We start from the raw sequence: 24,918 nt of genomic DNA on the forward strand, positions 1-24,918 counted from the left end.
GTTATTAATAACAAGCGCGAGTTAAATCGCGCTTTTTTTATGTCTGATAGCATCGAGTAAAGATTGATTGTGAGGGGTATTAATACCTAGTTGATTACCTTTTTGGCAAATATAACCGCACATCGCGTCAATTTCTGTGATGCGATTATGGGCGACATCTTGATGCATTGATGAGTAATTGTTTTTGGTATCACTCATCACTTGATAGGCGTTCGCTAATGCTTCAGCAAGTCGCACATTAATACCTAGTTTATTTGCTACGGTACACGCTTCGTTTAAGATATTTAAAATTATGCCACTAAACTGTGGTGCAGTCAGTGCGCCATTTTTCACATTGTGCAGCGCACTGAGTGGATTAATAGCAATATTAACGAGTAATTTTTCAAAGCGTAATTGTTGTATATTATTTGTGGTTGTTAATTCAGGAATAGCGTTTAGTAGATTTTTAACTTCAGCGAGTTGTGTTTTTGCTTGCTGGTTACAATCACCTAAAATGCTGCTCCCGATACCAGTATGCAACACACTAAAAGGTGCATCTTTGTAGCCCGCTAAACGTGTTGTTAAAAAATATAGTCCTTGTTGTTTTGTAAGTTCGCTATTTATTTCATCTACATTACCCATGCCATTGTGAGATAAAATCAATTGGCATTGAGCGCTTAAAAAAGGCTTTAGTTGCCTAAATGCGGTGGCAACTTGATATGCTTTAACAGTAAAAATAACAACATCGACTTGGCCGTGCTCAGATAATTGAGTCAGGTTTGTCAGTTGGCAATTAATTGCTTGTTTTGGCGCGTTTGCTTGTTGATAAAAACGAGGTTCGTCAATAGCATGCTTGGTAAGTAGGGTAACCCTGTGCTGTTGACTCAAATAATGGCTATAGAGCAGCCCAATGGCACCATCGCCAACGACGAATATATTAGCCATTTTGATTCTTTTTAAAACGAGAATAAATACCGAACAACAAAAAGAAACTAGCAGCCCCAGAAAAGTCAGCAACAACATCAGCAACAGATGCGCTACGATAAGGGATTGTGCTTTGCATTAGCTCAATAGCGATGCCATAAAATGCTAATAACACGAGGTGAACGAATACAGGTAGCTTGAACGCTCTGACCATGACGGCTGCCAGAACAAAGAAAATAATAAAATGCACTAACTTATCTAGATGAGGCAGTGACGATACCCCAACGCCCCTAAAATCGCGGGCAAACAAAAAGGTAAATACCAGAATACTGATTAAAAATAGAGTTTGATAAACACGCCGAGTCACGAAAAATCCTAAATCGTTTAAAAATAGAACCGCAGTATATCAAACAAATTTCGTATCGCACCTGAACAAAGCATAGAAAAGTGTAAAGATTTATAAAATTTATATAGTATAATTATCGACAATATAAATTTGAATTAAAAATATCTTGTTAGGAGAGACTTATGCCTTCATTTGACATTGTTTCGGAAGTCGAAATGAACGAAGCAAAAAATGCTGTTGATAACGCTAACCGTGAACTTGAAACTCGCTTTGACTTTAGAGGCGTTGATGCGTCAATAGAGCTTAATGATAAAACCATTAAACTAAAAGCAGAAGCTGATTCACAGGTTATGCAGTTGTTTGATATTTTAGCGAGCAAAATATCAAAACGCGGTATGGACGTATCAAGTTTAGAGCTGCAAGATATTTCACGTGCGGGAAAAAATGTTTACCGTAATGTTGCGCTAAAGCAAGGTATCGAAAAAGATATGGCTAAAAAAGTCGTTAAAGCCATTAAAGACTCTAAAGTAAAAGTACAAGCCGCGATCCAAGGCGAAGAAGTACGTGTAACGGGTAAAAAGCGTGATGACCTACAAGAAGCCATGCAAGTAGTGCGCAGTGCCGATTTAGGGCAGCCATTTCAATTTAAAAACTTTAGAGATTAGAAAGCTAGGAGCTAGGTTTCTAGGTGCTAGAAAAAGCCAAATTGCAGCAATGTAGTTTGGCTTTTTTAGTTTAGAACTTATGATTATTCCTAGAACCTAGAGTGTTTAGATGTATAGCCGTCCATTGACTTTTGTGCTTAAAATAATCACAATAGCGACCTATTTTCAAGGTGCTTGTGGTTACTTTTCAAGGTTGTTGATTAAGTAAAGCAAGATAATCGGGAAGTTGGTGGCGTTTATAGGATATAAACGAAGTCCAACACTGCCCCCGCAACGGTGATACATACTTTTAGCTAAATTTATTAGCAAGTTATGTTAAGTCCGGAGACCGGCCTTGAAGTCAATTTACTATCACTTGTGCGGTGGGCGCGGGTCAGGGGATATCATGTTAAACAAATCTACTCTATGCGTAGCAATTGCCGCTGCGTTGTCTTTTTCTGTGTCTGCAGAGCAATCAATAGAACGCCTGACGGTAACCGCTAATAAATTTGAACAATCAATTACTGATGTACTTGCCAGTGTAACTGTTATTGAGCGCAGTGATATTGAAACAAGTAATGTCCGTGATTTACCGAGTTTACTAGCAACCCAAGTTGGTTTTCAAATAAATTCCAATGGTGGCTTTGGGCAAAGTTCTGGCGTGTCACTTCGCGGTTCAAGCTCGCGACATACACTTATTTTGATTGATGGCGTACGTACGGGCTCTGCAACCCTTGGTTATAAATCAATTAGTAATATTCCTCTTAATTCAATAGAGCGCATTGAAATTGTTAAAGGCTCTCGTGCTGCAGTTTATGGGTCTGACGCGCTCGCTGGTGTGATCAATATTATTACTCGTACAAAGGAATCCGTCAGCCTAGATGCAACATTTGGTACTGATGCTTATCAAAATTATCAAGTTGCAGGTACAACGGTAGTTGATGCTGTTAAAGCGTCGTTTAATGCTGGGTTTGAAAAAACGGATGGCTTTGACGTATTGCAAGGCGTAGCATCGGATGAAGATGGTTATGAGAACAAAAATTTAGGATTTAATATTCGCTATGCAGATGAGCTGTTAGGTGAGCTTAAAGCGCTGGGTCAATACAGTGAAGGTAATGCACAATACGACAATGCTTTCTCGCCTATTGATAGTATCGTAGAAAATAATGAATTTGAAAATTATCAGCTAGGGCTGGATTGGGATAAATCCTTTACCGATCATAAGCACTCAATTAATGTTGCTATTGCAACCGACGATTCTGACAACAAAGGCTATGATTACACTGGTGCGATTATTACTAATAGTTATAAAACAAAACGTAAACAATTTGATTACCACGGCAGTTATAATGCAAGCCAAGTTTTAACCGTTAATGGCGGGCTTAATTGGTATAAAGATGAAATATTTACTAATGGTAAGGCTTATCTAGCGGATAGCAAAGTAGCTAAAGCTGCATTTCTTGGGGGCTATTTTGATGATAATAAATTCATTGCAAATTTAGCATTGCGTTTAGATGATGATGAGCAGTTTGGTAATGAAACAACTTACGCCGCAGCTGTTGGTTATCACTTAAATAAGCGTGCAACACTTAGATTGAGCCAAAGCACGGGCTTTAAAGCGCCAACATTTAATGATCTTTATTTTCCTGACCCTTTATCTCCAGGTAATCCAAATTTAGCACCAGAGACATCAACTAACCAAGAGTTAGGTTTGAGTTTAGACTTTTCTCAGGCAAAGCTTGATATATCAATATTCAGAAATAATATTGAAAACCTAATTGCATGGGCACCTAATGCAGCTGGTAAATGGCAGCCAGAAAATATAAATGAAGCACGCCATGAGGGTGTTGAGTTTAGCTTTGCCAATACAGTACTTGGTTTTGATAATCAGTTTAATTTTACTTATTTAAATGCTGAAAATACCGAAACGGGTGTAGCACAAACTTATGTTTCACCACGTACTGTGAACTGGTCTGTTGCGAAGCAGTGGGGCGATTTTGATGCCGGTTTTGATATGCAGTACCGTAGTGATCGAAAAGGTAAAGTAACAGAGCTTAGTTCTTATACGTTATGGAACTTAACTGCAAATTATCAATTTAACAGTGCGCTTTCATTTTCTGCTCGTGTTGAAAACTTATTTGATAAGCAATACAACGCGGTTGACTCAAGTATGGATTATGCAACTGGCGAAGTGTTTTACTACAATACAGTTGACCGTCGCTTCTTTGTTGGCGCAAGTTACCAGCTCTGATCTCGTTCTAGCTTAAATAAAAAAGCCCGACACTTTTGTTTGTCGGGCTTTTTTATATTCAGATGAAAATGCTTATTTAGCACTTTGCTTAGTTTACTAAAAACTGTTTATAGTCTTTCTCAAACTTTTTCAGCTTAGGTGCTATCAATAAACTGCAATAGCGTTGCTCAGGGTTTTCGTTGTAGTAGTCTTGGTGATACTGCTCTGCTGGGTAGTAAGTGGTTGCAGGGCTAACTTCAGTGACGATATCTTCGCGTATTTGGCTTTGTAATTTTGCAATATATTGATTAGTTTGCGCTTGCTGCTCGCTATCATGATAATAAATCACACTTCGATATTGGGTGCCTATATCATTACCTTGGCGGTTTAGCTGAGTGGCATCATGCAGGGTAAAAAACATCGCCAGTAAGGTCTCATAGCTTATCTGGCTACTGTCAAACTTAATCTGTACAACCTCTGCGTGGCCGGTGATGCCAGTGCAAATTTGTTTATACGTAGGCTCAGTTGTTTCGCCGCCAGTATAGCCAGAGCTTACTTGTAAAACGCCTTTCACGCGCCTAAACGCGGCATCAATACACCAAAAGCAGCCACCACCAAATGTTGCAGTTTCATTTGTTATACTCATTTAGTTGTTCCTTAAAGCTGTTAAATTACACGGATTATCTAGCGTAACAGAAGAACGAGCAAGGAGGTTTATTATTTCATTTAATTACGGCAGGGAAGTGTGTTGAAGTGAAAAGTAGCGTTGCTATAGGTTTGCAACGCTACGATGAGATTAAAGCTCTTTTAGCGGCCTTTCAGCTTCTTGTTGGTTGAGCTTTTGTTGTAAAAACTCAGGAGACTGAGTATTGCGAGCCAGCGCATAGTACGCCGCAGGAACAACAAATAGCGTAAGTATGGTTGCGACAATAACACCAGTAAACACCACTACACCAATTACCATACGGCTCTCTGCACCAGGGCCTGAGGCTAGCACTAGTGGCACCGCACTCATTACCGTAGTCAAAGAGGTCATAATAATTGGTCGCAATCTTTGGGTTGCTGCTTGTAAAATAGCTTCACTAAACTCTACGCCTTTATCGCGCAATTGATTGGTAAATTCGACAATCAATATACCGTTCTTAGCACTAAGACCAATCAGCATTACAATGCCTATTTGGCTGTAAATGTTTATGGTTAGTCCTGCAACCCATAAACCAAACATTGCGCCCATCAAACCCAGTGGCACAGTGAGCATGATCACAAAGGGGTGCATAAAGCTTTCAAACTGAGCGGCTAAAACTAAGAAGGTAACAGTAAGCGCTAGAATGAAAACATACGTCATCGCTGAGGCACCTTCATAATATAATTGCGATTCACCTTTATAATCAATGGCGCCATCAATTTCGTTTTCTTCCATTGCCACTTTATTTAAAAAGTTAAGCGCTTCTTCAAGGGTATAACCATCGGCGAGGTTAGCGCTCAAAGTAATAGCACGCATTCGGTTGTAACGATTTAGCCTTGATGCAGTGGCTTCTTCTTTTAAGCTAATTAAGCTATCTAGAGGAACCAGTTCATCACTGCGTGATTTTAAGTAAATATTTGATATATCGGTAGGATCAGCAAAATCAGCTTTAGTGCCTTTTAAGATCACATCGTACTCTTCACCACGGTCAATAAAGGTGGTAACACGGCGTTGGCCTAACATGGTTTCAAGGGTGCGGCCAACATCCGAAACTGAAATCCCTAAATCCGCCGCTTTGTTTTTATCGATACTGATCAAAAACTGCGGGAAGGTTTCTTTGTAGTCATGGTCAATACGCACCAGTCCTGGGTTTTTCTCTGCACGTTCAATGATCCGGTCTCGCCAATCAGCTAATTGTGCATAATCATTACCTTGCAGGACAAACTCAATGGGCCGTGATGAGCCACCGCCACCAATACCACGGCGCATAATAGCAAACGCGCGCACATCGGTGACTTCAGTCATTTTTGCACTGATCTCATCCATTACTTCCCAAGTTGAACGTTTACGTTCATCCCAGTCTGCCATACCAACAATTGCCACACCACCGCTGCCACCCCAGCCAGGAACGCGTACCAGCACTCGACTTAGTTCGCCCGCTTCGGAATAAGGCATTAAACGTTCTTCAATTTTTGCCATGTTGGCGGCGTTATTTTCATAACTTGCCCCTTCAGGGCCACTCATCATGATAAAGAAAGTACCACGGTCTTCTTTTGGCGTAAGTTCTGAAGGAATTTGTTGGAACAGTAAATAACTAACAAAACCAGCCAGCAGTAGGGTGATTGTTAAACCACCTGAACGCGTCATATTTGAGCGTAAAGAGTTTTTATAACTTTGCTCAATCTTACTAAAGATACGGTCCATCCATTGGCTGAATTTACTCTCTTTTGAGGATGGTTTAAGTACTAATGAACACAACGCTGGCGAGAGTGTTAATGCGGTAATGCTTGAGAAGAATACCGCGGCGCTGACGGCCATCGCAAACTCGGTAAATAATGCGCCGATACGGCCATCCATAAATACCAAGGGGACAAACACCGAGATCAGAACTAAGGTGGTGGCAATAATTGCAAAGCCAACCTCACGGGCGCCACGATAAGCGGCTAGTAGGGCAGGTTCGCCCAGTTCGATACGCCGGTGAATGTTTTCTAGCATTACAATCGCGTCATCAACAACCAAGCCAATTGCTAGCACCAGCGCCAGTAGTGTCAATAAGTTAATTGAGTAACCCATCGCCAATAAGAACATAAAGCTACCGACCAGCGCAACTGGGACTGTTACCGCTGGGATCAAGGTGGCGCGAATGTTCCCTAAAAATAAGAAGATAATTAATACCACCAAGGCCATAGAAATAGCCAAGGTTCTGTAAACCTCGTTAATTGATTCTTTAATGAATATTGACGAGTCGTAGCTGTCTTGAATAGTTGTGCCTTCTGGCAGGTTGCGTTTGATTTTTTCAAGTTCAGCACGGGCATTATCAACCACGGTAAGTGTATTCGCTTTAGCTTGTTTAACAATACCAAGGCCAACCATATTGCGGCCATTACCTCGGAATAAGCTCTCATCGTCAGCGGCTTCTAATTTTACATCAGCGACTTCACCAAGACGAACTAAGTAACCATCGTCGCCACGTTTAATTACTAGGTTTTGAAAATCACGCTGCTCTTTGTAACTACGCGTTGTTCGAACTGTAAAGTCACGGTCGATAGATTCTATCTCACCTGCAGGTAGCTCAACATTTTCAGTTCGTAGGGTGTTTTCTATGTCACTACTGGTTATGCCACGAGCAGCCATTGCTTGGCGGTTGAGCCAAATTTTCATGGCATATTTACGTTCACCACCAACACGTACATTGGAAACACCATCTACCACAGCTAAACGGTCGACAATAAAGCGCTGTGCATAATCAGACAGTTGCAATGAATCCATTGTGTCGCTATTGAGTAAAAACCATGCAATAGGGCTTTCATCACTGTTAGATTTAGATACTTCTGGCGGGCGTACTTGCTCAGGTAGACTATCAAGTGCGCGCGCAACACGTTCACGGACATCGTTTGATGCGGCATCAATATCACGGCTGATATTAAACTCAATGGTAATATTTGAGCGGCCATTTCTACTTGATGAATTAATGCTTTTAATGCCTTCAATACCGGAAATACGGTTTTCCAGCACTTGGGTAATTTTTGTTTCAATGATCTCGGCTGACGCTCCCGTATATTCAGTGCTTACACTGACTATGGGTGATTCAATATCAGGATATTCGCGCAGCGGTAACATCGAAAAAGCCACTAAGCCAAAGGTTAGTAACAGTAGGTTAATTACAATTGCAAAAACGGGACGTTTGACACTGGTATCAGTAATTTTCACAGTTTACCCCTTCACAGTAACTTTGCTGCCTGAGCGAATTTTAATAATTCCTTCAGTAACAATTTGTTGCCCATTACTAATACCTTCATCAATGGCAACCCAGCCATTGTGACGACCTGCAACGTGAACCTCTACTTTAGTGGCTATTCCGTCTTCAATTTGAAAAACATAATGTTTATCTTGTTGTGGGATCACCGCTTTCTCTGGCACCATCATCGCTTGATTCGAGCTAAGTTGTAACGCGGTCTTGAGCAACATGCCAGGGCGTAATAAACCACTTTTATTCGCGAAGCTTGCTGTGACTTCAACACTGCGGGTGATTGAATCAATCCGAGCACTAACGTGCGTTACTTTACCGGTGAAGGTTTTTTCAGGGTAAGCATCATTTTGGGTCATTACTTTCATGCCAACGTTTAATTGCGCAAGGTATTTTTCTGGGACTTTAAAATCGACTTTAATAATGCTTATATCATCTAAGCTTGTAATAATTGTGCTGTTATTTACATAAGCACCTACTGAGATCTGACGCTTACCTAAAATACCTGAAAAAGGCGCGGTAATAGTCATTTCAGATAATTTTGTTTTGGCGTTTTCAAGCTGAGCTTCGGTTGCATCAACGCGAGAAAGTTGCTCTTCGAGTAATGACTTTGCAGTTGCTTGTGAGCGAGAAAGCTCTGTTAAGCGTTCAAGTTGACGTTTTTCTTCGCGTAAGTTGATTGCCAGCTCTTTAACAGTGAGCTCTTCTTGCTGCGATTGCAATTGTACGAGCTTTTGACCTTTACTGACTAAATCACCGTCTTTGAAATAAATGTCAGTTACGTAATCATTTTGTGCGCTTTGTATATAAATTGCTTGATTAGCGCGGGCACTGCCGATAGCCTCAATGAGGACAGCATTTTCTTCACTTGCAACAGTGTGAGCGGTTACTTGCGTTGCATTAGCTGTGAAGTCAGATTGCTCACCTTGGCTGCTTGGTAAATAAAGATAAACACATAGCCCCAAAAGTAGAGTAATAATAAATGGAAAGAGCGCTTTGCCTGATTGCTTTGCATACATTGTTAAAAATACCGGAGAATTAATTGCCTCTAGTGTACAAAATTACAGCGTGAATTGGCGGCCGCGTATCTCATAAATCTGTAGGTTAGGCGTAAAAGTTCAGTTGTTTTTCAGTTTGTTCCCATTTTATGTTTGTGTGTGAGAGAGTTATGAAGTTAACGAGTAAATGTCCGCGTTGTATGAAAATACGTAAATTGATAATTTGGGCTATAATTATGTATGCTTTTTATATTGTTTTTTATCGTTATGGTTAAACGCAAAAACGCTGTTTTGAAATTGCGTGCACAAGGTGCGCGCAATGGTATCGAAACTCTCACTGTCGGTGCGGTTGGGCTTTTATTTATAATGCTAGTTAATTTACTGCGGCCCGACGAAATTAGCATTTTCGAAATTTTCTTGGTGAGTTTATGTTTGGCTGCCATTTTTGTTGGGTTTTTAAAAACCCAAGAGCCATTTTACAGTTTAGTTATTACAGAAAAGGAGCTTACTTACCAGCATAAGTATGGCTGCTGGTGTGTTAAGCAAGAAAATCTAAATTACAGTGGTATTCCTAAAGTAGAACAAGGACTTGAGCAACTTGAGTTAAATGCTGTAGGTATCAAACTTAACGACACCGATGAATTTTTATTACAACTAGGACCAAGAATTGCAGGTAAATTATTGATCGAACAACGGCATTTATTTATGCAAGTAATTCAAAAACATTGCAAAAATGGCAATTGCCCATCAGAATGGTTAGTTGAGGATAATCATTACACTTCTGTGAATGGTCGCAGTTTTAATGGCCTTATAGCCATGTTTGCTAATAGAATGCGACATCTACGACAATTAACAGGATATGATTTACTGTTACCTGCAAGTGTATTGGATAGAAGTATTTGGGATTTTAGCCACAGCTTAAATGCATGGCGGAATAACCCTGTCGTATTTATAGCATCTCAATTAGAGAATAAAACGCCTAAATATAGGCGTTAGTTAGTAGGATGAAGCGATGAGTCAAGATAGATCTTTTATTAAAAGTGGCAGAAATACCATAATCCATAAAGATAAAAAACTCGATTTAGTGATCGTGAATTCTGAAGTACACCCAAAAATCAAGGTAACTCAACATGGTTTAGAGCCATTTAAAGAAGAGTTGCCAAAAAACCGTCGCGAAGCTAAAGAGCGCTACCTCGATATGGTTTACATAGGTAGTGCTGATGTATTTGGTGAAGAGAAACGCTTGCTGTTTATTCAGGCGTTAGATGGCCGTGAGTATAAGATAGATTATAGTAAAATAGGCACAAAGTTATTTGTCCGTATTCACCAAGATAGCTATTTATAACATCCTCTCTTTTGTATCTGGCATTGTTGTTGCTTAATTTATTGATTGGCGTGGCTATTAACATTAAGGCTATGTAATTTCAGTTTTAAATGAGGAATCAGTGCATGAAATCCCCCTTGATAGTTTTACCGTTATTAGCTGTATTGACAGCATGCGGTGGCGGCGGAGGCGGCAACGATAATCCCGTGGTTGCAGCATCCGTTTTTGCTGGCGATGATCAGCGCATTATTGAAAAAAGTGAATTTACTATTGAAGCCAAAGGTTCGCCTGTTGATGGTACTTTTACGTGGCAGCGAGTAAGTGGACCAATTATTGACAGTTTCCCCCTTGATGGTGCACTACAAACAATTACCGCCCCCGATATTAAAGCAAACAGCGAATTATTATTGCGTGTTAGTTATCAAACCACAGATGGCCAATTAGTAAGTGATGACTTACTGATCGAAATTGAGTCAAATAATCAGCTTCCTCAGGTTATTGTTACTCAAACTTCACCCGAAACACTGCCTTCTGATTATAAAGATACAATTACCTTAAGTGGTGCCAGCTCAGTTGATCCGGATGAAAATGGCCAAATTAATAGCTATAACTGGCAACAAATTGCAGGACCAACGCTTGCTGTAGATAGTAATAGCAATGCAACAATTAGTTTCACTCATCCGTTACTTGATACCAACACGCAGATCACTTGGCTGTTAACAGTTGTCGATGATGAGGGGGGAGAAGCAAGCACGCAATATTCACATACCTTAAATAAAACCAGCGATGTGATTATTGCCAATGCTGGTATTGATCAGAGTGCTATTGAGCTGGAAAAAGTGACCTTAGATGCTACAGGTTCAGAAACAGTAACAGACACCTTTAAATGCTATTGGCAACAAATATCTGGCAATGCAATACTTGATAATCAGCAACAATGCATTACCTCTTTTACTGCACCAGCGACCGAAGCGGTTAACACGCATACCTTTGAAGTAACCGTGACTGATAGCAAAGGGCGCACAGATACAGACACCGTCAATATAGTGGTTAAATCAAAACCGCTTGGTTTGCTCAATGATACCGGTATGGATAAATGTTACAACAACACCCAAGAAATAGCCTGTACGAGCCCTGACTTTCCTCGCCAAGATGCTGTTTTGGGTCGTGACAGCGTCGCAACTACACATATAGAAAAAGTCGGTAAAGGTGAATTGGCTTTTGATTTTACTAAATTAAATGAGTTCGCAGATGAACTGAGTGATTCTGCAAGCAACTTTAGTTGTATTCGCGATAACGTAACGGGTTTGATTTGGGAAGTAAAAAGCCCTAATACAGGCACTTTGCCAAATACGGCGTTGCGTGAAGGTCAAAATCACTACACATGGTATTTAAATAGTGGCGATGGCGTACAAACGGGGAGTGTACAAGGGACACCGAATAGTACTTGCCCAAGTAGTAGTAACTGTAATTTGCAGGTGTATATTAATGCCGTCAATACACTCGATTATTGTGGTGGTACCAACTGGCGAGTGCCTACTTACACAGAGTTATTAACGCTACTTAATTATGGCAAGCATGGACAATCAATATTGCTTGATGAGAATTATTTTCCTAATACGCCTAATAGCAACTTATTAGAGGATGGACTAATTTATTGGACCTCACAAACTTCGGCCGATGGTACCAGTTTATCGCAAGCGTATGTTTTTGATATGAGTAACGGCAATGATCTGGCTTATCCAAAAGGTAATACCGCCTTTGTGCGCTTGGTTAGAACTGCAGGAGCATCGCAATGAAATCATTATTAGTTGGCTTACTGCTACTTAGTCCTGCCGTGATGGCTGTGCAGACTTGCTACACTGGTGTGACCGAAACAACACCCGCAACCCGTTTTACAGTTAGTGTTGATGGCACCGTTAGCGACAGTGTAACCGGGCTAATGTGGCAAACCTGTAGTTATGGACAAGGTTATGATGTTGCCACCAACAGCTGTATTAATAGTGCTGTAAAAGTAAATTGGCAAGAGGCGCTAAGAGCCGCTGTGAATGACCGAACAGGTGCATATACAGATTGGCAAGTACCTAATAATAAAGAGCTTGCTAGTATTTTAGAGCACAGCTGTGTTACCCCAAGTATTAATCAGTCTGTATTTTTAGGTAATAAAAGTGAAAACTATTGGACAAATACTTCAGGTATTGCCGATAAAACTTCAGCTTGGGTATACACCTTTGACAGAGGCCTTAACAGTTTGCACGATAAAACCTCATTTGTGTACCTACGTCTAGTACGTTATGAAAAGTAGCTAGCTTAGTTAATTGAAATACTGCTGCAATATCTCTAACCGCGCTTGTTCTAGCGCGGTTTTTATTGCTGCGCCCTTAATGCCTTGCGTAATAAATTGCTGCGGGTTAATTGCTTTAGCTGCTTTGGTTGCTGTTAATAATTTTTGATTAGCCAGTGATGCTGCTTGGTTAATCTCAACGGCTTTAAGAACTGCCTCAAACCGTTCAGGGCGGCGCCATAAATCGAGTTGATTGCAGCAACGGAGTAGTTGCTGTGCGGTGATTGTTTGGCTACTTAAGGTTGCTTGGTGGGCATTAAGTTGTAATGCCAAATCGCGTACGTCATTTGGTAAACGAATAGTTTGACTGAGAATTTTAATCTCTTCTTGCGTCAATGATGCAGTGGCTTGTGCAAACAATAATGCCTGATCGGTTATATTTTGGCTTTGTGCGTAAGCGTAACGGTTTTTTAGTTGTTGATATAACTCATCGCTCCAGTTACCTGCTAAGGCAGGGCTGATTGCACTAAGCGCGCCTAACTGCGCTAAAATATTCAAAAACTCAGCAAATGCGCCATCCGTTAATGATTTTTCACATTCTAGCCAAATGCGTTCTGCGGTGAGTGTTTGTAACTCACCTTGGTTGATCATCTGTGTTAGCAATTGCTGGGTTTCTTCGGCAATCGTAAAACCAAGATAATGATAACGAGCTGCAAAACGGGCAACGCGTAATATACGTAGTGGATCTTCGCTAAATGCGTCAGATACATGGCGCAAAATGCGGTTGTCTAAATCTTGCTTGCCGCCATAAGGGTCAATTAAGTTGCCATCTTGTGCTTTTGCAATAGCGTTAACGGTTAAATCGCGGCGGCGTAAGTCGTCTTCTAAGGTAACATCTGCTGAAAACTCGCAGACAAAGCCCGTGTAACCTTGGCCTTGTTTTCGCTCGGTACGAGCTAGTGCGTATTCTTCTTTAGTTTTTGGGTGTAAAAAAACGGGAAAGTCTTTACCAACTTGTTGATAGCCTTGTTTGATCAGTTGCTCAGGAGTTGCACCGACCACCACATAATCGCGTTCTTTGATGATTCGCCCTAATAGCTCATCACGAACTGCTCCACCGACCAAATAAACTTGCATAATTTCCCTTGAATATTAACTGTGCAAACTATTTTACGTTATTTAGCTAATAAAACGCTAACAAGGTTTTCACTTACGCTGTTTTTTTGCCATTATAGGCCGTGATTTAATCAGTAAGGAAATTTAGGGTGTATTTAAGCTATTTTGGCTTGTCAGAGAAACCGTTTTCAATCGCGCCAAATCCACAGTACTTATTTTTAAGCGAACGCCATAAAGAAGCGTTGGCGCATTTAACTTATGGCTTAGGTGAAGCCGGTGGGTTTGTATTGTTAACCGGTGAGGTGGGAACAGGGAAAACGACCTTAACCCGCAGTTTGCAAGAGCAGTTACCTGAAAACACACAAGTGGCGTTGATCCATAATCCAGCACTGTCACAATTGGAACTGTTAGCGAGTATTTGCGATGAATTTCATATTGTTTATGACGAGCAAAATGGGACGTTAAAAACCTTAACTGATGCAATTAAAAAGCATCTTGAAGCAAATCATCAAGCTGGTGGCCACACTATTTTGATTATTGATGAAGCTCAGCTTTTAGCCCCTGACGTACTAGAACAGCTTCGTTTATTAACTAACATAGAAACAAATCATAAAAAATTACTACAAATAGTATTGGTTGGTCAGCCAGAATTACAGGCTTTATTAAAGCGTAATGAGTTGCGTCAGTTAGCGCAGCGGATCACTGCTCGTTATCATTTACTACCGTTAACTGAAGGACAAACTTTTGCTTACGTTAAACATCGTTTGTATGTTGCAGGTTGTGATCGGGGACTATTCTCAAATGATGCGTTAAAAACGATTCACTTAGTTACTGCAGGTATTCCGCGTTTAGTAAATTTATTATGTGAACGCTGTTTAATGGGAGCTTTTTCTAAGCAGCTAACGATGATTGATAGTGATATAGTAATGCGCTCAGCACAAGAAGCGTTACCGCCGAGTGCATTAAGTTCCGTTAGCATAGAGCAGCAGTCGTCGTTTAATTGGCTCTATCCGTTGGCATTTTTAACTGTGCTCAGTCTGGGTATTGGTTTGTCGTTCATTCTTTAATTAATGGTCATATATGTCGTATTTATTAGATGCCTTAAAACAATCAGAACAACATGATGAAGCGTCAGCACATGACAGAAACGCTGAGCAATTAAAACAGCAGCAAGAACTACAGCGTTATCGTTTTATTGCGATTTCGCTTGGCTTGTTGGTTGCTTTTTTACTGACCTTGATGGCAGGGTTTTCAATTGGTAAATGGTTACAAAAAAATCATTTAAATACCCCTGAACAAATGGTAACGAGTGTTCAGGATCAATCAGTGGAGCCTGTTGGTGACAAAACACCTGTGCCTGCCACAGTGAAGCCTGAGCAATCGATACCTGTGCAAACAAATCCAGTACAAACTAGCCCAGCGCAAGTTGCTAGCACGCAGCCGATGTCTCAGCCGCAATTTGTTCAACCTCAGCAATACCAACAAGCAACAGGGCAATATCAGTGGGTGCAAGTGCCAGTAAATACTGCACCAGCTTATCCGCAAGGTCAGCCAATACTGGTGCAAACACCTAATGGTTATCAGCAAGTATATGCAGCGCCTCAGCAGCAATATAATCCTAATGCAGTGCAAATGCAGCCAATGATTAACAATAGCGCTAGCAATATCGATATGAGTAAATACAAAGTATTGGGGAAGCCTCTTGGCGAACCGACTAGTGAGAAATCAAAGCCGGTTGCAACGGTAAGCGATGAAGAACTTGAAACTGTGCCAACGGCGCTTAAAAATGCCTTTGCTCGCGCTATCGAAGATACTCAAAGCACCCAATCTCATCAAGTAACGCAAGGCACTAAAAATTCATCTTATGCTGAGCCGATTGAGTTACTACCTGATGCTTTGTTGGCATTGATGCCAGAAATTAAATACCAAGCGCATATTTACTCATCATCACCTGATAAACGTTGGGTTAAGCTCAATAATCGGGAGTTGTATGAGGGGGATAGCATTGGGGACTTAAGAGTATTAGAGATCACTCCAGAGCAAACGGTGCTGAGCTTTGATGATTATGAATTTAGCTTAAAAGCGCTGCAAGATTGGCCCGAGTGAAGATTAGATAGCTACTTCGCGCAGGCCAATTTCGTTTTCGGCGATTATTACGGCAAAATTGAATTTTTGAAAAATCTAATTAAATCAATGTTGAAATCCGCTGGTTTAATGGCGGATTCTAACGAATCTTGAGTTCGGTTGTGCGCCAGATCTATATCTTGAACTTGTGTGTAGTGAGCGTGTTTTGCATTGTAAAAAGTTTTCACTTGAGGTTTAAGAGGGCTGCTAGGGTTGCTTTTGGTCACTAGGCCGACTTTTTGACTCGACAGTTTAACTAACGTGCCAACTGGATGAACGCCAATACACTGAATAAATTTAGTCAGTAACTCGCCATCAAAGCTATCTGGACAACCGTCTTTGAGTATTTTAAAGGCCTTGATTGGCTCCATGCCGGCCTTATAAACACGCTCTGCGGTAAGTGCGTCATAGACATCAACAATCGATGCCATACGCACGTACTGGCTTATTTCATCAGCTCGCTTGCCAAACGGGTAACCCGTGCTATCTAGTCGCTCATGATGAAAGCCTGCAATATCGACAGCAATGCCTTTAAGGCCCGCCAGTTCTAAAATTTCTTTACTAAAGCGCGCATGATCCTGAATCACTTTATATTCTTGATCGGTTAACTTACCCGGCTTATTAAGAATGTCATCCGGTATCTGAATTTTACCAATATCATGTAACAGCGCACCGGTGGCAAGTTCTTCAATAAGCGCTCGTTCAAAACCTAAGTGTTTGGCAAAAATACTGATTAAGATCGAGACGTTGATCGAGTGTTCTAGTAGGTAGGCGTCTTTTTCACGCATACGGGTGATGCATGCTAGGGCATCTTGATTACGAAATACCGAATCAATAAAGCCGCTAGCTAATTCTTTAAAGGGGGCAATATCTATAGTGTTACCGGCTTTTATATCGGTAAATGCTTTGCTTTGCAGTTGTTTTGCTTCGCTGTAGAGCTTAAATGCTTTGTCCATCTCTTGCTCAACACTGTGTGTTGTAGACCAAGGATCACGTTGTTTAGGCGGTTCAACCTTTATATCGTTTGTTGTGGCTGTAGGAGTGAGTTCAACGATGGTTTTATCAGGATCAATTTCGATTTCTAAGATACCGGCTTTTATAAGCTGCTGCACGCCTGCTTGCGTTTTTACCCAACCTTGGTTTTTGATTTTAATTTTACCAGTTTGTTTAGTTACGCTATGCACAAACATACCTGGCATAAGCTGATCGATTGGGATAATTTTCAATGTGTTTACTTCATAATAAATAACGTACTACAAAACTAGCAAACTTTTTACTGGATAAGTAGTAAAAAGGGCGCTAATTAGCGCCCTTTGTTAATATCTACTTAAACTCTACTCGTCATCTTCAACTAAAGTCATTAGTGATGTATTACCGCCCGAAGCAGTTGTATCAATACTTATGGTCTTTTCTGTTACTAAGCGTTTGATTAGCGTGTCGTAGTACTCAGCACTGATCACTGGCAAGATAGCTCCTTTACGTTGTGCCAGCTGTTGACTGAAGTAACCTAAGCGCGATGAGCGCGCTGCAACAACAGCACCTGCTAAATGAGGGTGCGCCAAAATAGCTTGTAACTGATTCGGCTTAGCTACTTGGAATACCCCTTCAGCAATACCAGTTGAGATAAATTTATCTTTAAAGGCTACCGCTTCGTCATAGAATAACTCAGATGCTACGGTGATCACGGTATTACCAGCAGCAAGAGCTGTGATGATCGAAATAGCCCAGAAGTTAAACGAGGTACTCTTATCTGCATAACAAACCACACAACCACGCGCTTCAAGGTGAAGGGTGTTTGATTCACCTGTTGGCCCCGGCAAAGTAGTAAACTTACGCATGTGCTTTTCAAGGCGATTAAGCTGGGCACGTGCATCGGCAAGTGTCAATGCTAAATCGTCGGCTAGTTCATCGATAATATCGACTGTGGCAACTTTAGCTAATAGCTGACGTACCGCTGAAACACGATCGTTCAGTGGTGTTGCGCGCCAAATTTTTTCATCGCGCATTGAATTTGCCATTAACTTCTCGACTTGCTCAGCAGCACCTGAATAGTGGTGAGTGTCAAGCTCGTCTGGCGTCAAGTTAGTCATTTGCACGTTTTCAGGCGATGCTTTTTCTTTAACTAAACGAGTTAAGTAGTTAGGGCCACCTGCTTTAGGTCCGGTGCCAGATAAACCACGACCACCAAACGGTTGTACGCCAACAATCGCGCCAATCATATTACGGTTAACGTAGACGTTCCCGGCACGCGACATTTTTGCTAAGTATTCACAACGCTCTTCGATGCGTGAATGGATACCCATGGTTAAACCAAACCCAGTGTTATTTATTTGGTCAATCACGTTATCAAGTTCTGTGCCTTTAAAGCGAATGATATGCACACATGGGCCAAATACTTCACGTTTCAGTACAGATAGATCTTTGATTTCATATAAACGTGGCGCAAAGAAATACGCTCCGTTTTCGCTGTTATCTGGAATATCACACTCATAATGCAGTGTTGCGTTGCCTTTTAAGTACTCAACGTGTTCGTTTAAGTTCTTCAAGGCTTTTTCATCAATTACAGGGCCGATATCGGTTGATAGTAATGATGGATCGCCAATGTGTAGCTCTTTTAACGCGCCTTTGATCATTTCAATTACGCTATCTGCGATATCTTCTTGAATGAACAATACACGCAGTGCAGAACAGCGTTGACCAGCACTTTGGAAACCAGAGCTGATCACATCGTCAACGACTTGCTCTGGCAGTGCTGTTGAATCTACGATCATACAGTTCTGACCGCCTGTTTCGGCAATCAACGGTACTTGAAGATCATTACGTGCAGCAAGTGTTTGAGAAATGATGGTACCGGTCTCAGTAGAGCCTGTGAACATAACCGCTTGAATGCGTTCATCAGGAACAATGGTTTTTCCTACTTCACTACCACGTGCGATAACAGGCTGTACCACATGCTCTGGTAAACCAACAGATAACATAAGCTCAATAGTACGCAGTGCAATATAGCTAGTTTGTTCAGCTGGCTTTGCAATAACAGTGTTACCAGTTACGATTGCTGCAGCAACTTGACCTAAGAAGATTGCTAGTGGGAAGTTCCATGGGCTGATACATAAAATCACACCACGGGCTTCAAAACGCTCATCTTCACTTAGCTCTTCGGCGCGAGCAGCGTAGTAGCGACAAAAATCAACCGCTTCACGTACTTCGTCAATACCATCTTGTGCTACTTTGCCGGCTTCTTTGATACAGATAGCCACAAGCTCGTCGTGATGACGTTCTAGAATATCAGCAATACGGCGTAATAGGTTTGCGCGCTCTTTAACTGGCGTTTGTGACCACGACTCAAAGGCGGTTTCTGCATTGCTTAGTAGAGTGAGCATATCATCGCTATTTTGTAGCTTGATATGACCGATAATCTCTTGATGATTGGCAGGGTTTTTAACTGCAATTGAACCTTCAGGAATATCGCTTTCACTAATACGGTGCTCTGCAAACCAGTTATCAAGATTTTCCTTGAATGGCGTGATCACATTGATATCGGTTAAATCCATACCTTTTGAGTTAGCACGTTCAGCGCCGTATAAATCAATTGGCATCTTAATTTGCGTGTTGTACTTGTTACGCAAACCTTGCAGTGTTTCTACCGGATCCGGTAATAACGATTCAACAGGTTTAGTGGTATCTACAATGGCGTTAACAAACGATGAGTTAGCACCGTTTTCAAGTAAACGACGCACTAAATAAGCCAATAAATCTTCGTGCTGACCAACAGGGGCATAAACACGACACTGAATTTTTTCTTCAGTTACGATTTGGTCGAATAATGATTCACCCATACCGTGCAGGCGTTGGAATTCAAAACCTTGGTTATCACCTTTAGCAACTTCTAAAATTGTTGCCGCAGTGTAGGCATTGTGGGTTGCAAACTGTGGATAAAGTACATCACGTGCTTCTAGCATTTTGATAGCACATGCTTTGTAAGATACGTCGGTTGTTGCCTTACGAGTAAATACTGGGAAGTGCTCTAAACCATCTTGTTGTGTGGTTTTGATTTCGGTATCCCAGTAGGCACCTTTAACTAAACGCACCATCATTTTACGACCAACACGGCTGGCAAGCTCAGTTAACCATTCAATCACAAAAATTGCGCGTTTTTGATACGCTTGCACAGCTAAACCAAAACCATGCCAACCAGCTAGGTCATCATCACTAAATACTGCTTCGATTACATCAAGTGAAATATCAAGGCGATCAGCTTCTTCAGCATCAACAGTAAAGCCAATATCGTAGCTTTTAGCTGCCATGGCCAGCTCTTTAAGCTTAGGCACAATTTCGTTCATGACACGTTCTTTATGAGTGAACTCATAACGAGGATGGATCGCAGACAGTTTCACTGAAATACCAGGGCTCTTAATTGGGCCACGGCCATTTGCCGCTTTACCAATAGCATGAATCGCATTCATATAGCTATTAAAGTAACGCTGTGCATCTTTCATGGTGCGAGCGCCTTCGCCAAGCATATCGTATGAATATACATAGCCTTTTTGCTCTTTTTCTGCAGCGCGTTCGATGGCTTCGTTAATTGTACGACCCATAACAAACTGCTTACCCATGATCTTCATGGCAAAGTTTACTGACTTACGAATAACCGGCTCGCCTAAACGACCAATGGTTTTTTTCAGTACACCAAACTGCTGTTCTTTGGTTTTATCAGTGTAGTTAACCATTTTACCGGTCACTAATAGACCCCAAGATGACGCATTAACGAATAGTGAGTCGCTGCTGCCTAAGTGAGAGCTCCAGTCGCCTTTGGCTAACTTATCGCGAATTAGCGTGTCTTGAGTGGCTTTATCTGGCACGCGAAGCAATGCTTCAGCTAAGCACATCAATACCACACCTTCTTCACTAGAGAGTGAGAACTCATTAAGTAGCGCATCAACACCGCTTTGACCATCTTGATCGCGACGAATAGTGTGAACTATCTGGCGAGCACGTTCCCAAGCACGGCTGCGAGCTTTTACGCCTACTTCAGCAAGCGGTAAAATATGATCAATTACAGCATTTTCGTCAATGCGATAAAAGTCACGGATTTTTTGTCTGATTGGACACGTTGTTGTCAAATCGCCGTCAAATAACATAAGCAACCCTCTGGTGTATGGAGTCTTGCAGCTAAAAAATTTCGCTGCCCGATTTTTATGTACGTAATGCGTGCATTCTAATTAAAATCCAGCAGAATATGCTGGTTAAATTTAGCGTTTTACGATAATTTACAGGGCATACTTTAAACTTATCCGCATAAAATTCTGTTATGACAAGTCCGAATAGATTACGCATGCTCGATCGTATCGATTTAGCAATTTTAGACGTTCTGCAAAAAAACGGCAGAATATCTAATGTTAACCTCGCAAAGCAGGTTAACTTAAGTCCCAGCCCGTGTCTTGACCGAGTAAAACGGCTTGAACAAGAAGGTTATATCGAAGGTTACTTTGCCAAGTTGAGCGAAGCCAAACTTAATCAAAGCTTAGTGGCGCATGTGCAAGTGTCGTTAGTGACGTCAAATACTGCGGTATTTAAAGTGTTCCGTGAACATATTTTAAAAATCAAGCAAGTGGTTGAGTGCGACATGGTTGCTGGTGGCTATGATTACCTATTAAAGATTCGGGTTTCGGATATGGATGAATACCGTCAAGTGCTTGGTGATTTAGTCGATATACCGGGTGTTGGTACGCACCACACTTATATGGTGATCGAAAAAATTAAACAAGACACAGGGCTCAGACTCGATACTTAAATTTGAACTCGCAGCTACCAATACGTAGGCGCGGGTTTACCCCACGCATTAAAAAAGCACCCAAGGGTACTTTTTTAATATCAAATATAGTGGTTATCGATTAAGCCCAGCCGTCGTAACGTTTACGGCGCGATAATACGATAGTCAAAATAATACCTAAAAATAAACCTATGAAGGCAATTGCTCCGCCATAAGTTAGTAGCTGACGTTTTTCTTTTGCACCGGCTTGTTGTTTTTCAGTGCGTTCAACTTCTAAGGTACTTTTTAATTTAGCAATCTGCTCTGATAGAGCACTATTTTGATCAGTTAAAGTTTGGCTTTGCTCTTGCAGCTGCGGCAATTCAATTTGTGCTTGACGAAGTTGCTCTTGCATTGATGCCATTTCAGCACTGAGCGTGCGATATTGTTGGTGAATACCAGGAGTTTTAGAAACAAATTTAGCTTCTACCCAGCCTTCTCGTTCTTTATCATCAATAACTTTAACAAAGCCATTTTCTTCAGCAGATAGCTGGGTTAATTTTGTACCAGCATCAACAGAGCCAACAATGCGGTAATTTTTACTCGCGCCAGAGTGCATAAATGTATAAAGATTATCGACTATATAAGCGGTGTTTGCATCGCTAGCTGAATTGCTTTCTTCTGCGTGACTCATAAATGCGGCCGCCGCGAATAGCAAAGCTAATAAAGAATGTTTAAACATCAATCTACCCTGTTAATGTAACCGTCTGTGGGACAGCAATCGTATTATTCATAGTTAAGTATTGAGATAGTATGGATTTAGCGCCCTAATAGCAAGACTGATATTGTAATCATGGCTGCTGTTTCATGATTCAAATAAGCTAAAAAATTTGCAATGTTGAGCAGCTTTGTTTATTTTGAGCTCTTATTTATTTTAAAGGTAATCCTCAAGCCTAATGGATACTGAGATAGAACTGAAGTTTTTGGTGTCAGACGCCGTAATCCCACTGATCCCCGCGTTAATTACTCAATTTGCAAAAACGGTTACTAATAAACCTTCGCGTAGTTTACAAAATGCTTATTTTGACACGCCAAGCCGTGAATTAAGAGCGCTCGATATCGGTTTTCGTACCCGCTGTGCTGATAATCAATGTGAGCAAACTATCAAGCTTGCTGGAGAAGTTATGGGCGGGTTACATCAACGACCTGAATATAATTTACCGCTGGAAAGTAGCCGACCAAATATAACTGCATTTGATGCCAGTATTTGGCCGCATGGTATGCAAATAAGTGCAATTGCCGCTAATCTTTATCCTATTTTTAGTACTAATTTTATTCGTCGTACCTGGCTTATTGAAACCGACAGTGGCGCTAAAATTGAGGTCGTGTTAGATAAAGGCGAAGTATCTGCATCGGGTTTAATGGAGCCAATTTGTGAGCTTGAAATTGAACTGGTTGAAGGCAGCCGCGATGAATTATTTGCTTTAGCAGATAAGTTAGTGAGTCAAAGTAATATTCGCTTAGGGTTATATTCTAAAGCGGCTCGTGGTTATCGCCTTGCGGATGAAAAACCACTTAAGCCAAGTAAATCAATTGGCTTTGTGTCATTACCTAAACATGCAACGCAAGAGCAAGCACTTATAGCCGCAATTGGCTTTGGTATTCGTTTTGTACAAAAACATGAACAGTGTTATTTCGATAAACCGAGTTTAAAGACACTGAAACGAGTGACCGATGGTATTAGTTTAATCCGTCATACGTTCTGGTTGTTTGACGATATTGTTGATAAAAGCACCACCGAGCTATTACGCACCGAGCTAAAATGGCTATTAAGTGAATTAGCATGGGTTGAAAACGCGATTCAACTAAAAACCTACACATCTAAGCGCCACGCATACTATAAAAAAATCAACAGTGCACCTGAGTTAACGCAAGTTATTAATGACTTAAAAGAGCTACAGCCAAGTATTGATGATATTAATCGGTTGTTTCATAGCGCTCGCTATAACCGCTTATTATTGTCTTTAACCACCTGGCTGGTGGATAAGCAATGGCGTAAAAGTTGGGGGCAAGTACAGTTTCAAGCAGCTGAAAAACCAGTCGCTGAGATTGCTAATCGATTATTTGAAAAAGATTGGCAAGACCTTCATCAGTTACTGCCAGAACAAAAAACACTGACTGTTAAGGATTACTTAGATTTACGTATGCGTTTAGAAAACAGCTTACTCAGTGGTAACTGTTTAGGTTCGTTATTCGAAAAAGATGAACGCAGTGAGTTTCGTATCCCATGGTTAGATATTTCACACGGCATGTACGAGCTCAGTACGCTTGAGTATTTAAAGCAGTTATGTGCAGGACAAGATGATGATGAGCTGGCAAAAATTCAAAGCTGGCTTGAAAGAAAGTCTGAATTCTTGGTCGACGCAATGGAACAAAGCCGCTTAGCTTCATATAAAATATCACCTTACTGGCAGTAATCGCCTTTAAGCCAGTACATAGGGAATACACATGGTACGGCGGGTATTATTACTAATGCTGCTCTTTAGTGCCGATGTGCTCAGTGATGTTCAGCATTGGCAACTCTGGAAACAGCGTGATGGTGCAAGTGTGTACTACAAAAAACATGACAATGGTATTTTTGAAGTGCAGGCAGAGATCACTGTTGAAGGCGTCACGGCCAATGACTTTATGACATTGCTAAGTGATACTGACAGCGCGCCGTTATGGATTGATAATGTTACCCATGTGAAAGTGTTGGAACGACTAAGCCCCTCAGAAACTATTGTACATACCGAGTTTGACTCGCCGTGGCCGCTCGCTGATCGCGATATGGTGAGTTACTCATGTTACCAACAACTGAACGACACTCAGACGAAGTTAACGATTGCAGCAAAAACAGGGGAGCTTGCAAAGCGCCAAGCTGTGATCCGTATCACTGATCTAAAAGCACATTGGTTATTAACCCAACATAGCAGTGAATGGCAATCATTGTTAACCATAACATATGAAATATACGCCAATCCTGGTGGTGCAATTCCTTATTGGCTAAGCAATAAAGTGGGATTAAAAAGTGCGATGCATACCTTGCTTGCTCTTAAATTACGCTTAATCAATAAAACCTATCAAACAAATCAGCAAGTAAGCCAAGTTGGTAATTGTAGTCATACCAATAAACAATAGCGTATTAATGCTAACAATCGACATAATCTAGATGGCTAGTTAATTTCTTGCTACTTTTTTTATTAAATATTTATTACAAATAATTACA

General features: G+C 41.0%; 20 protein-coding genes and 1 riboswitch. Of the genes, 11 read left to right on the forward strand and 9 right to left on the reverse strand.

Annotated elements, in window-relative coordinates:
* Positions 1 to 21: 21 nt before the first annotated feature.
* Together PVK79_RS03865 and PVK79_RS03870 are read right to left on the reverse strand one after the other, a co-directional pair.
* On the reverse strand, positions 22 to 924 hold the full coding sequence (locus PVK79_RS03865) for a ketopantoate reductase family protein (protein WP_145235140.1): 903 nt from the start codon (positions 922 to 924) through the stop codon (positions 22 to 24).
* Positions 917 to 1,270, reverse strand: a complete 354-nt coding sequence (locus PVK79_RS03870) for a VanZ family protein (RefSeq protein ID WP_145235143.1) — start codon at positions 1,268 to 1,270, stop codon at positions 917 to 919. The genes PVK79_RS03865 and PVK79_RS03870 overlap by 8 nt, the downstream gene beginning before the upstream one ends.
* A 161-nt stretch (positions 1,271 to 1,431) precedes the next feature.
* Between PVK79_RS03870 and PVK79_RS03875 the strand changes: the two genes are divergently transcribed.
* Both PVK79_RS03875 and PVK79_RS03880 read left to right on the forward strand, forming a co-directional pair.
* Entirely contained in the window at positions 1,432 to 1,914 is a 483-nt protein-coding gene (locus PVK79_RS03875; RefSeq protein WP_145235145.1) for a YajQ family cyclic di-GMP-binding protein, read from the forward strand.
* Positions 1,915 to 2,087: 173 nt separating this feature from the next.
* Positions 2,088 to 2,265: riboswitch (cobalamin riboswitch) on the forward strand.
* Positions 2,266 to 2,299: 34 nt separating this feature from the next.
* The gene (locus tag PVK79_RS03880; RefSeq protein ID WP_257325338.1) at positions 2,300 to 4,144 is read left to right on the forward strand and encodes a TonB-dependent receptor domain-containing protein; all 1,845 of its coding nucleotides are present in this window, start codon (positions 2,300 to 2,302) and stop codon (positions 4,142 to 4,144) included.
* Positions 4,145 to 4,232: 88 nt separating this feature from the next.
* Here the strand turns inward: PVK79_RS03880 and msrA are convergent, their stop codons facing one another.
* From msrA to PVK79_RS03895, 3 genes are all read right to left on the reverse strand, one after another.
* Complete coding sequence (gene msrA / locus PVK79_RS03885; RefSeq protein ID WP_257325339.1) at positions 4,233 to 4,769, reverse strand: peptide-methionine (S)-S-oxide reductase MsrA; 537 nt, start codon at positions 4,767 to 4,769, stop codon at positions 4,233 to 4,235.
* 150 nt (positions 4,770 to 4,919) lie between these two features.
* A complete protein-coding gene (locus tag PVK79_RS03890; RefSeq protein ID WP_257325340.1) occupies positions 4,920 to 8,018 on the reverse strand; it encodes an efflux RND transporter permease subunit in 3,099 nt (1,032 codons plus the stop codon).
* Between the two features lie 3 nt (positions 8,019 to 8,021).
* Positions 8,022 to 9,074, reverse strand: a complete 1,053-nt coding sequence (locus tag PVK79_RS03895; protein ID WP_182760239.1) for an efflux RND transporter periplasmic adaptor subunit — start codon at positions 9,072 to 9,074, stop codon at positions 8,022 to 8,024.
* Between the two features lie 246 nt (positions 9,075 to 9,320).
* On the opposite strand from PVK79_RS03895, the gene PVK79_RS03900 reads away from it, so the two are divergent.
* From PVK79_RS03900 to PVK79_RS03915, 4 genes are all read left to right on the forward strand, one after another.
* Positions 9,321 to 10,049, forward strand: a complete 729-nt coding sequence (locus tag PVK79_RS03900; protein WP_257326431.1) for a DUF2982 domain-containing protein — start codon at positions 9,321 to 9,323, stop codon at positions 10,047 to 10,049.
* A 16-nt stretch (positions 10,050 to 10,065) separates the two neighbouring features.
* Positions 10,066 to 10,398 carry a hypothetical protein gene (locus tag PVK79_RS03905; protein ID WP_257325341.1) on the forward strand — a complete coding sequence of 111 codons (333 nt, stop codon included), beginning with the start codon at positions 10,066 to 10,068 and terminating at the stop codon, positions 10,396 to 10,398.
* 104 nt (positions 10,399 to 10,502) lie between these two features.
* Positions 10,503 to 12,176, forward strand: coding sequence for an Lcl C-terminal domain-containing protein (locus tag PVK79_RS03910; RefSeq protein WP_145235158.1), 1,674 nt, complete (start codon positions 10,503 to 10,505; stop codon positions 12,174 to 12,176).
* Positions 12,173 to 12,682 (forward strand): Lcl C-terminal domain-containing protein, encoded by a 510-nt coding sequence (locus PVK79_RS03915; RefSeq protein ID WP_145235161.1) that lies wholly within the window; start codon positions 12,173 to 12,175, stop codon positions 12,680 to 12,682. Before PVK79_RS03910 ends, PVK79_RS03915 begins: the two co-directional genes overlap by 4 nt.
* A gap of 9 nt (positions 12,683 to 12,691) precedes the next feature.
* On the opposite strand, the gene PVK79_RS03920 is transcribed toward PVK79_RS03915, so the two are convergent.
* On the reverse strand, positions 12,692 to 13,798 hold the full coding sequence (locus PVK79_RS03920) for a tRNA nucleotidyltransferase/poly(A) polymerase-related protein (protein ID WP_145235163.1): 1,107 nt from the start codon (positions 13,796 to 13,798) through the stop codon (positions 12,692 to 12,694).
* Positions 13,799 to 13,926: 128 nt separating this feature from the next.
* On the opposite strand from PVK79_RS03920, the gene PVK79_RS03925 reads away from it, so the two are divergent.
* Together PVK79_RS03925 and PVK79_RS03930 are read left to right on the forward strand one after the other, a co-directional pair.
* Complete coding sequence (locus PVK79_RS03925) at positions 13,927 to 14,844, forward strand: ExeA family protein (protein WP_257325342.1); 918 nt, start codon at positions 13,927 to 13,929, stop codon at positions 14,842 to 14,844.
* A gap of 13 nt (positions 14,845 to 14,857) precedes the next feature.
* Positions 14,858 to 15,883 (forward strand): general secretion pathway protein GspB, encoded by a 1,026-nt coding sequence (locus PVK79_RS03930; protein ID WP_182731767.1) that lies wholly within the window; start codon positions 14,858 to 14,860, stop codon positions 15,881 to 15,883.
* A gap of 47 nt (positions 15,884 to 15,930) precedes the next feature.
* Here PVK79_RS03930 and PVK79_RS03935 read toward each other — a convergent pair whose 3' ends face one another.
* Both PVK79_RS03935 and putA read right to left on the reverse strand, forming a co-directional pair.
* Entirely contained in the window at positions 15,931 to 17,127 is a 1,197-nt protein-coding gene (locus tag PVK79_RS03935) for a cyclic di-GMP phosphodiesterase (RefSeq protein ID WP_257325343.1), read from the reverse strand.
* Between the two features lie 108 nt (positions 17,128 to 17,235).
* Complete coding sequence (putA, locus tag PVK79_RS03940; RefSeq protein ID WP_145235170.1) at positions 17,236 to 21,039, reverse strand: bifunctional proline dehydrogenase/L-glutamate gamma-semialdehyde dehydrogenase PutA; 3,804 nt, start codon at positions 21,037 to 21,039, stop codon at positions 17,236 to 17,238.
* A gap of 170 nt (positions 21,040 to 21,209) precedes the next feature.
* Here putA and PVK79_RS03945 point away from each other — a divergent pair, with 170 nt between their 5' ends.
* Positions 21,210 to 21,692: a winged helix-turn-helix transcriptional regulator gene (locus PVK79_RS03945; protein ID WP_145235173.1), complete on the forward strand. Its 483-nt coding sequence runs from the start codon at positions 21,210 to 21,212 to the stop codon at positions 21,690 to 21,692.
* A gap of 100 nt (positions 21,693 to 21,792) precedes the next feature.
* Here the strand turns inward: PVK79_RS03945 and PVK79_RS03950 are convergent, their stop codons facing one another.
* Complete coding sequence (locus PVK79_RS03950) at positions 21,793 to 22,392, reverse strand: TIGR04211 family SH3 domain-containing protein (protein WP_257325344.1); 600 nt, start codon at positions 22,390 to 22,392, stop codon at positions 21,793 to 21,795.
* 214 nt (positions 22,393 to 22,606) lie between these two features.
* Between PVK79_RS03950 and PVK79_RS03955 the strand changes: the two genes are divergently transcribed.
* Positions 22,607 to 24,127 carry a CYTH and CHAD domain-containing protein gene (locus tag PVK79_RS03955; RefSeq protein ID WP_257325345.1) on the forward strand — a complete coding sequence of 507 codons (1,521 nt, stop codon included), beginning with the start codon at positions 22,607 to 22,609 and terminating at the stop codon, positions 24,125 to 24,127.
* 31 nt (positions 24,128 to 24,158) lie between these two features.
* Positions 24,159 to 24,830 (forward strand): START domain-containing protein, encoded by a 672-nt coding sequence (locus PVK79_RS03960; RefSeq protein ID WP_257325346.1) that lies wholly within the window; start codon positions 24,159 to 24,161, stop codon positions 24,828 to 24,830.
* Positions 24,831 to 24,918: the final 88 nt, after the last annotated feature.

The sequence above is a fragment of the Pseudoalteromonas rhizosphaerae genome (assembly GCF_028885455.1).
GTDB classification, from domain to species: Bacteria; Pseudomonadota; Gammaproteobacteria; order Enterobacterales; family Alteromonadaceae; genus Pseudoalteromonas; species Pseudoalteromonas rhizosphaerae.

Coding starts and splice junctions, on each gene's coding strand:
- PVK79_RS03915 (WP_145235161.1), top strand. CDS start 12,173: ATGAAATCATTATTAGTTGGCTTACTGCTACTTAGTCCTGCCGTGATG.
- PVK79_RS03955 (WP_257325345.1), top strand. CDS start 22,607: ATGGATACTGAGATAGAACTGAAGTTTTTGGTGTCAGACGCCGTAATC.
- PVK79_RS03865 (WP_145235140.1), bottom strand. CDS start 924: ATGGCTAATATATTCGTCGTTGGCGATGGTGCCATTGGGCTGCTCTAT.
- PVK79_RS03900 (WP_257326431.1), top strand. CDS start 9,321: ATGGTTAAACGCAAAAACGCTGTTTTGAAATTGCGTGCACAAGGTGCG.
- PVK79_RS03920 (WP_145235163.1), bottom strand. CDS start 13,798: ATGCAAGTTTATTTGGTCGGTGGAGCAGTTCGTGATGAGCTATTAGGG.
- PVK79_RS03905 (WP_257325341.1), top strand. CDS start 10,066: ATGAGTCAAGATAGATCTTTTATTAAAAGTGGCAGAAATACCATAATC.
- PVK79_RS03945 (WP_145235173.1), top strand. CDS start 21,210: ATGACAAGTCCGAATAGATTACGCATGCTCGATCGTATCGATTTAGCA.
- PVK79_RS03950 (WP_257325344.1), bottom strand. CDS start 22,392: ATGTTTAAACATTCTTTATTAGCTTTGCTATTCGCGGCGGCCGCATTT.
- msrA (WP_257325339.1), bottom strand. CDS start 4,769: ATGAGTATAACAAATGAAACTGCAACATTTGGTGGTGGCTGCTTTTGG.
- PVK79_RS03910 (WP_145235158.1), top strand. CDS start 10,503: ATGAAATCCCCCTTGATAGTTTTACCGTTATTAGCTGTATTGACAGCA.
- PVK79_RS03880 (WP_257325338.1), top strand. CDS start 2,300: ATGTTAAACAAATCTACTCTATGCGTAGCAATTGCCGCTGCGTTGTCT.
- putA (WP_145235170.1), bottom strand. CDS start 21,039: ATGTTATTTGACGGCGATTTGACAACAACGTGTCCAATCAGACAAAAA.
- PVK79_RS03930 (WP_182731767.1), top strand. CDS start 14,858: ATGTCGTATTTATTAGATGCCTTAAAACAATCAGAACAACATGATGAA.
- PVK79_RS03960 (WP_257325346.1), top strand. CDS start 24,159: ATGGTACGGCGGGTATTATTACTAATGCTGCTCTTTAGTGCCGATGTG.
- PVK79_RS03895 (WP_182760239.1), bottom strand. CDS start 9,074: ATGTATGCAAAGCAATCAGGCAAAGCGCTCTTTCCATTTATTATTACT.
- PVK79_RS03875 (WP_145235145.1), top strand. CDS start 1,432: ATGCCTTCATTTGACATTGTTTCGGAAGTCGAAATGAACGAAGCAAAA.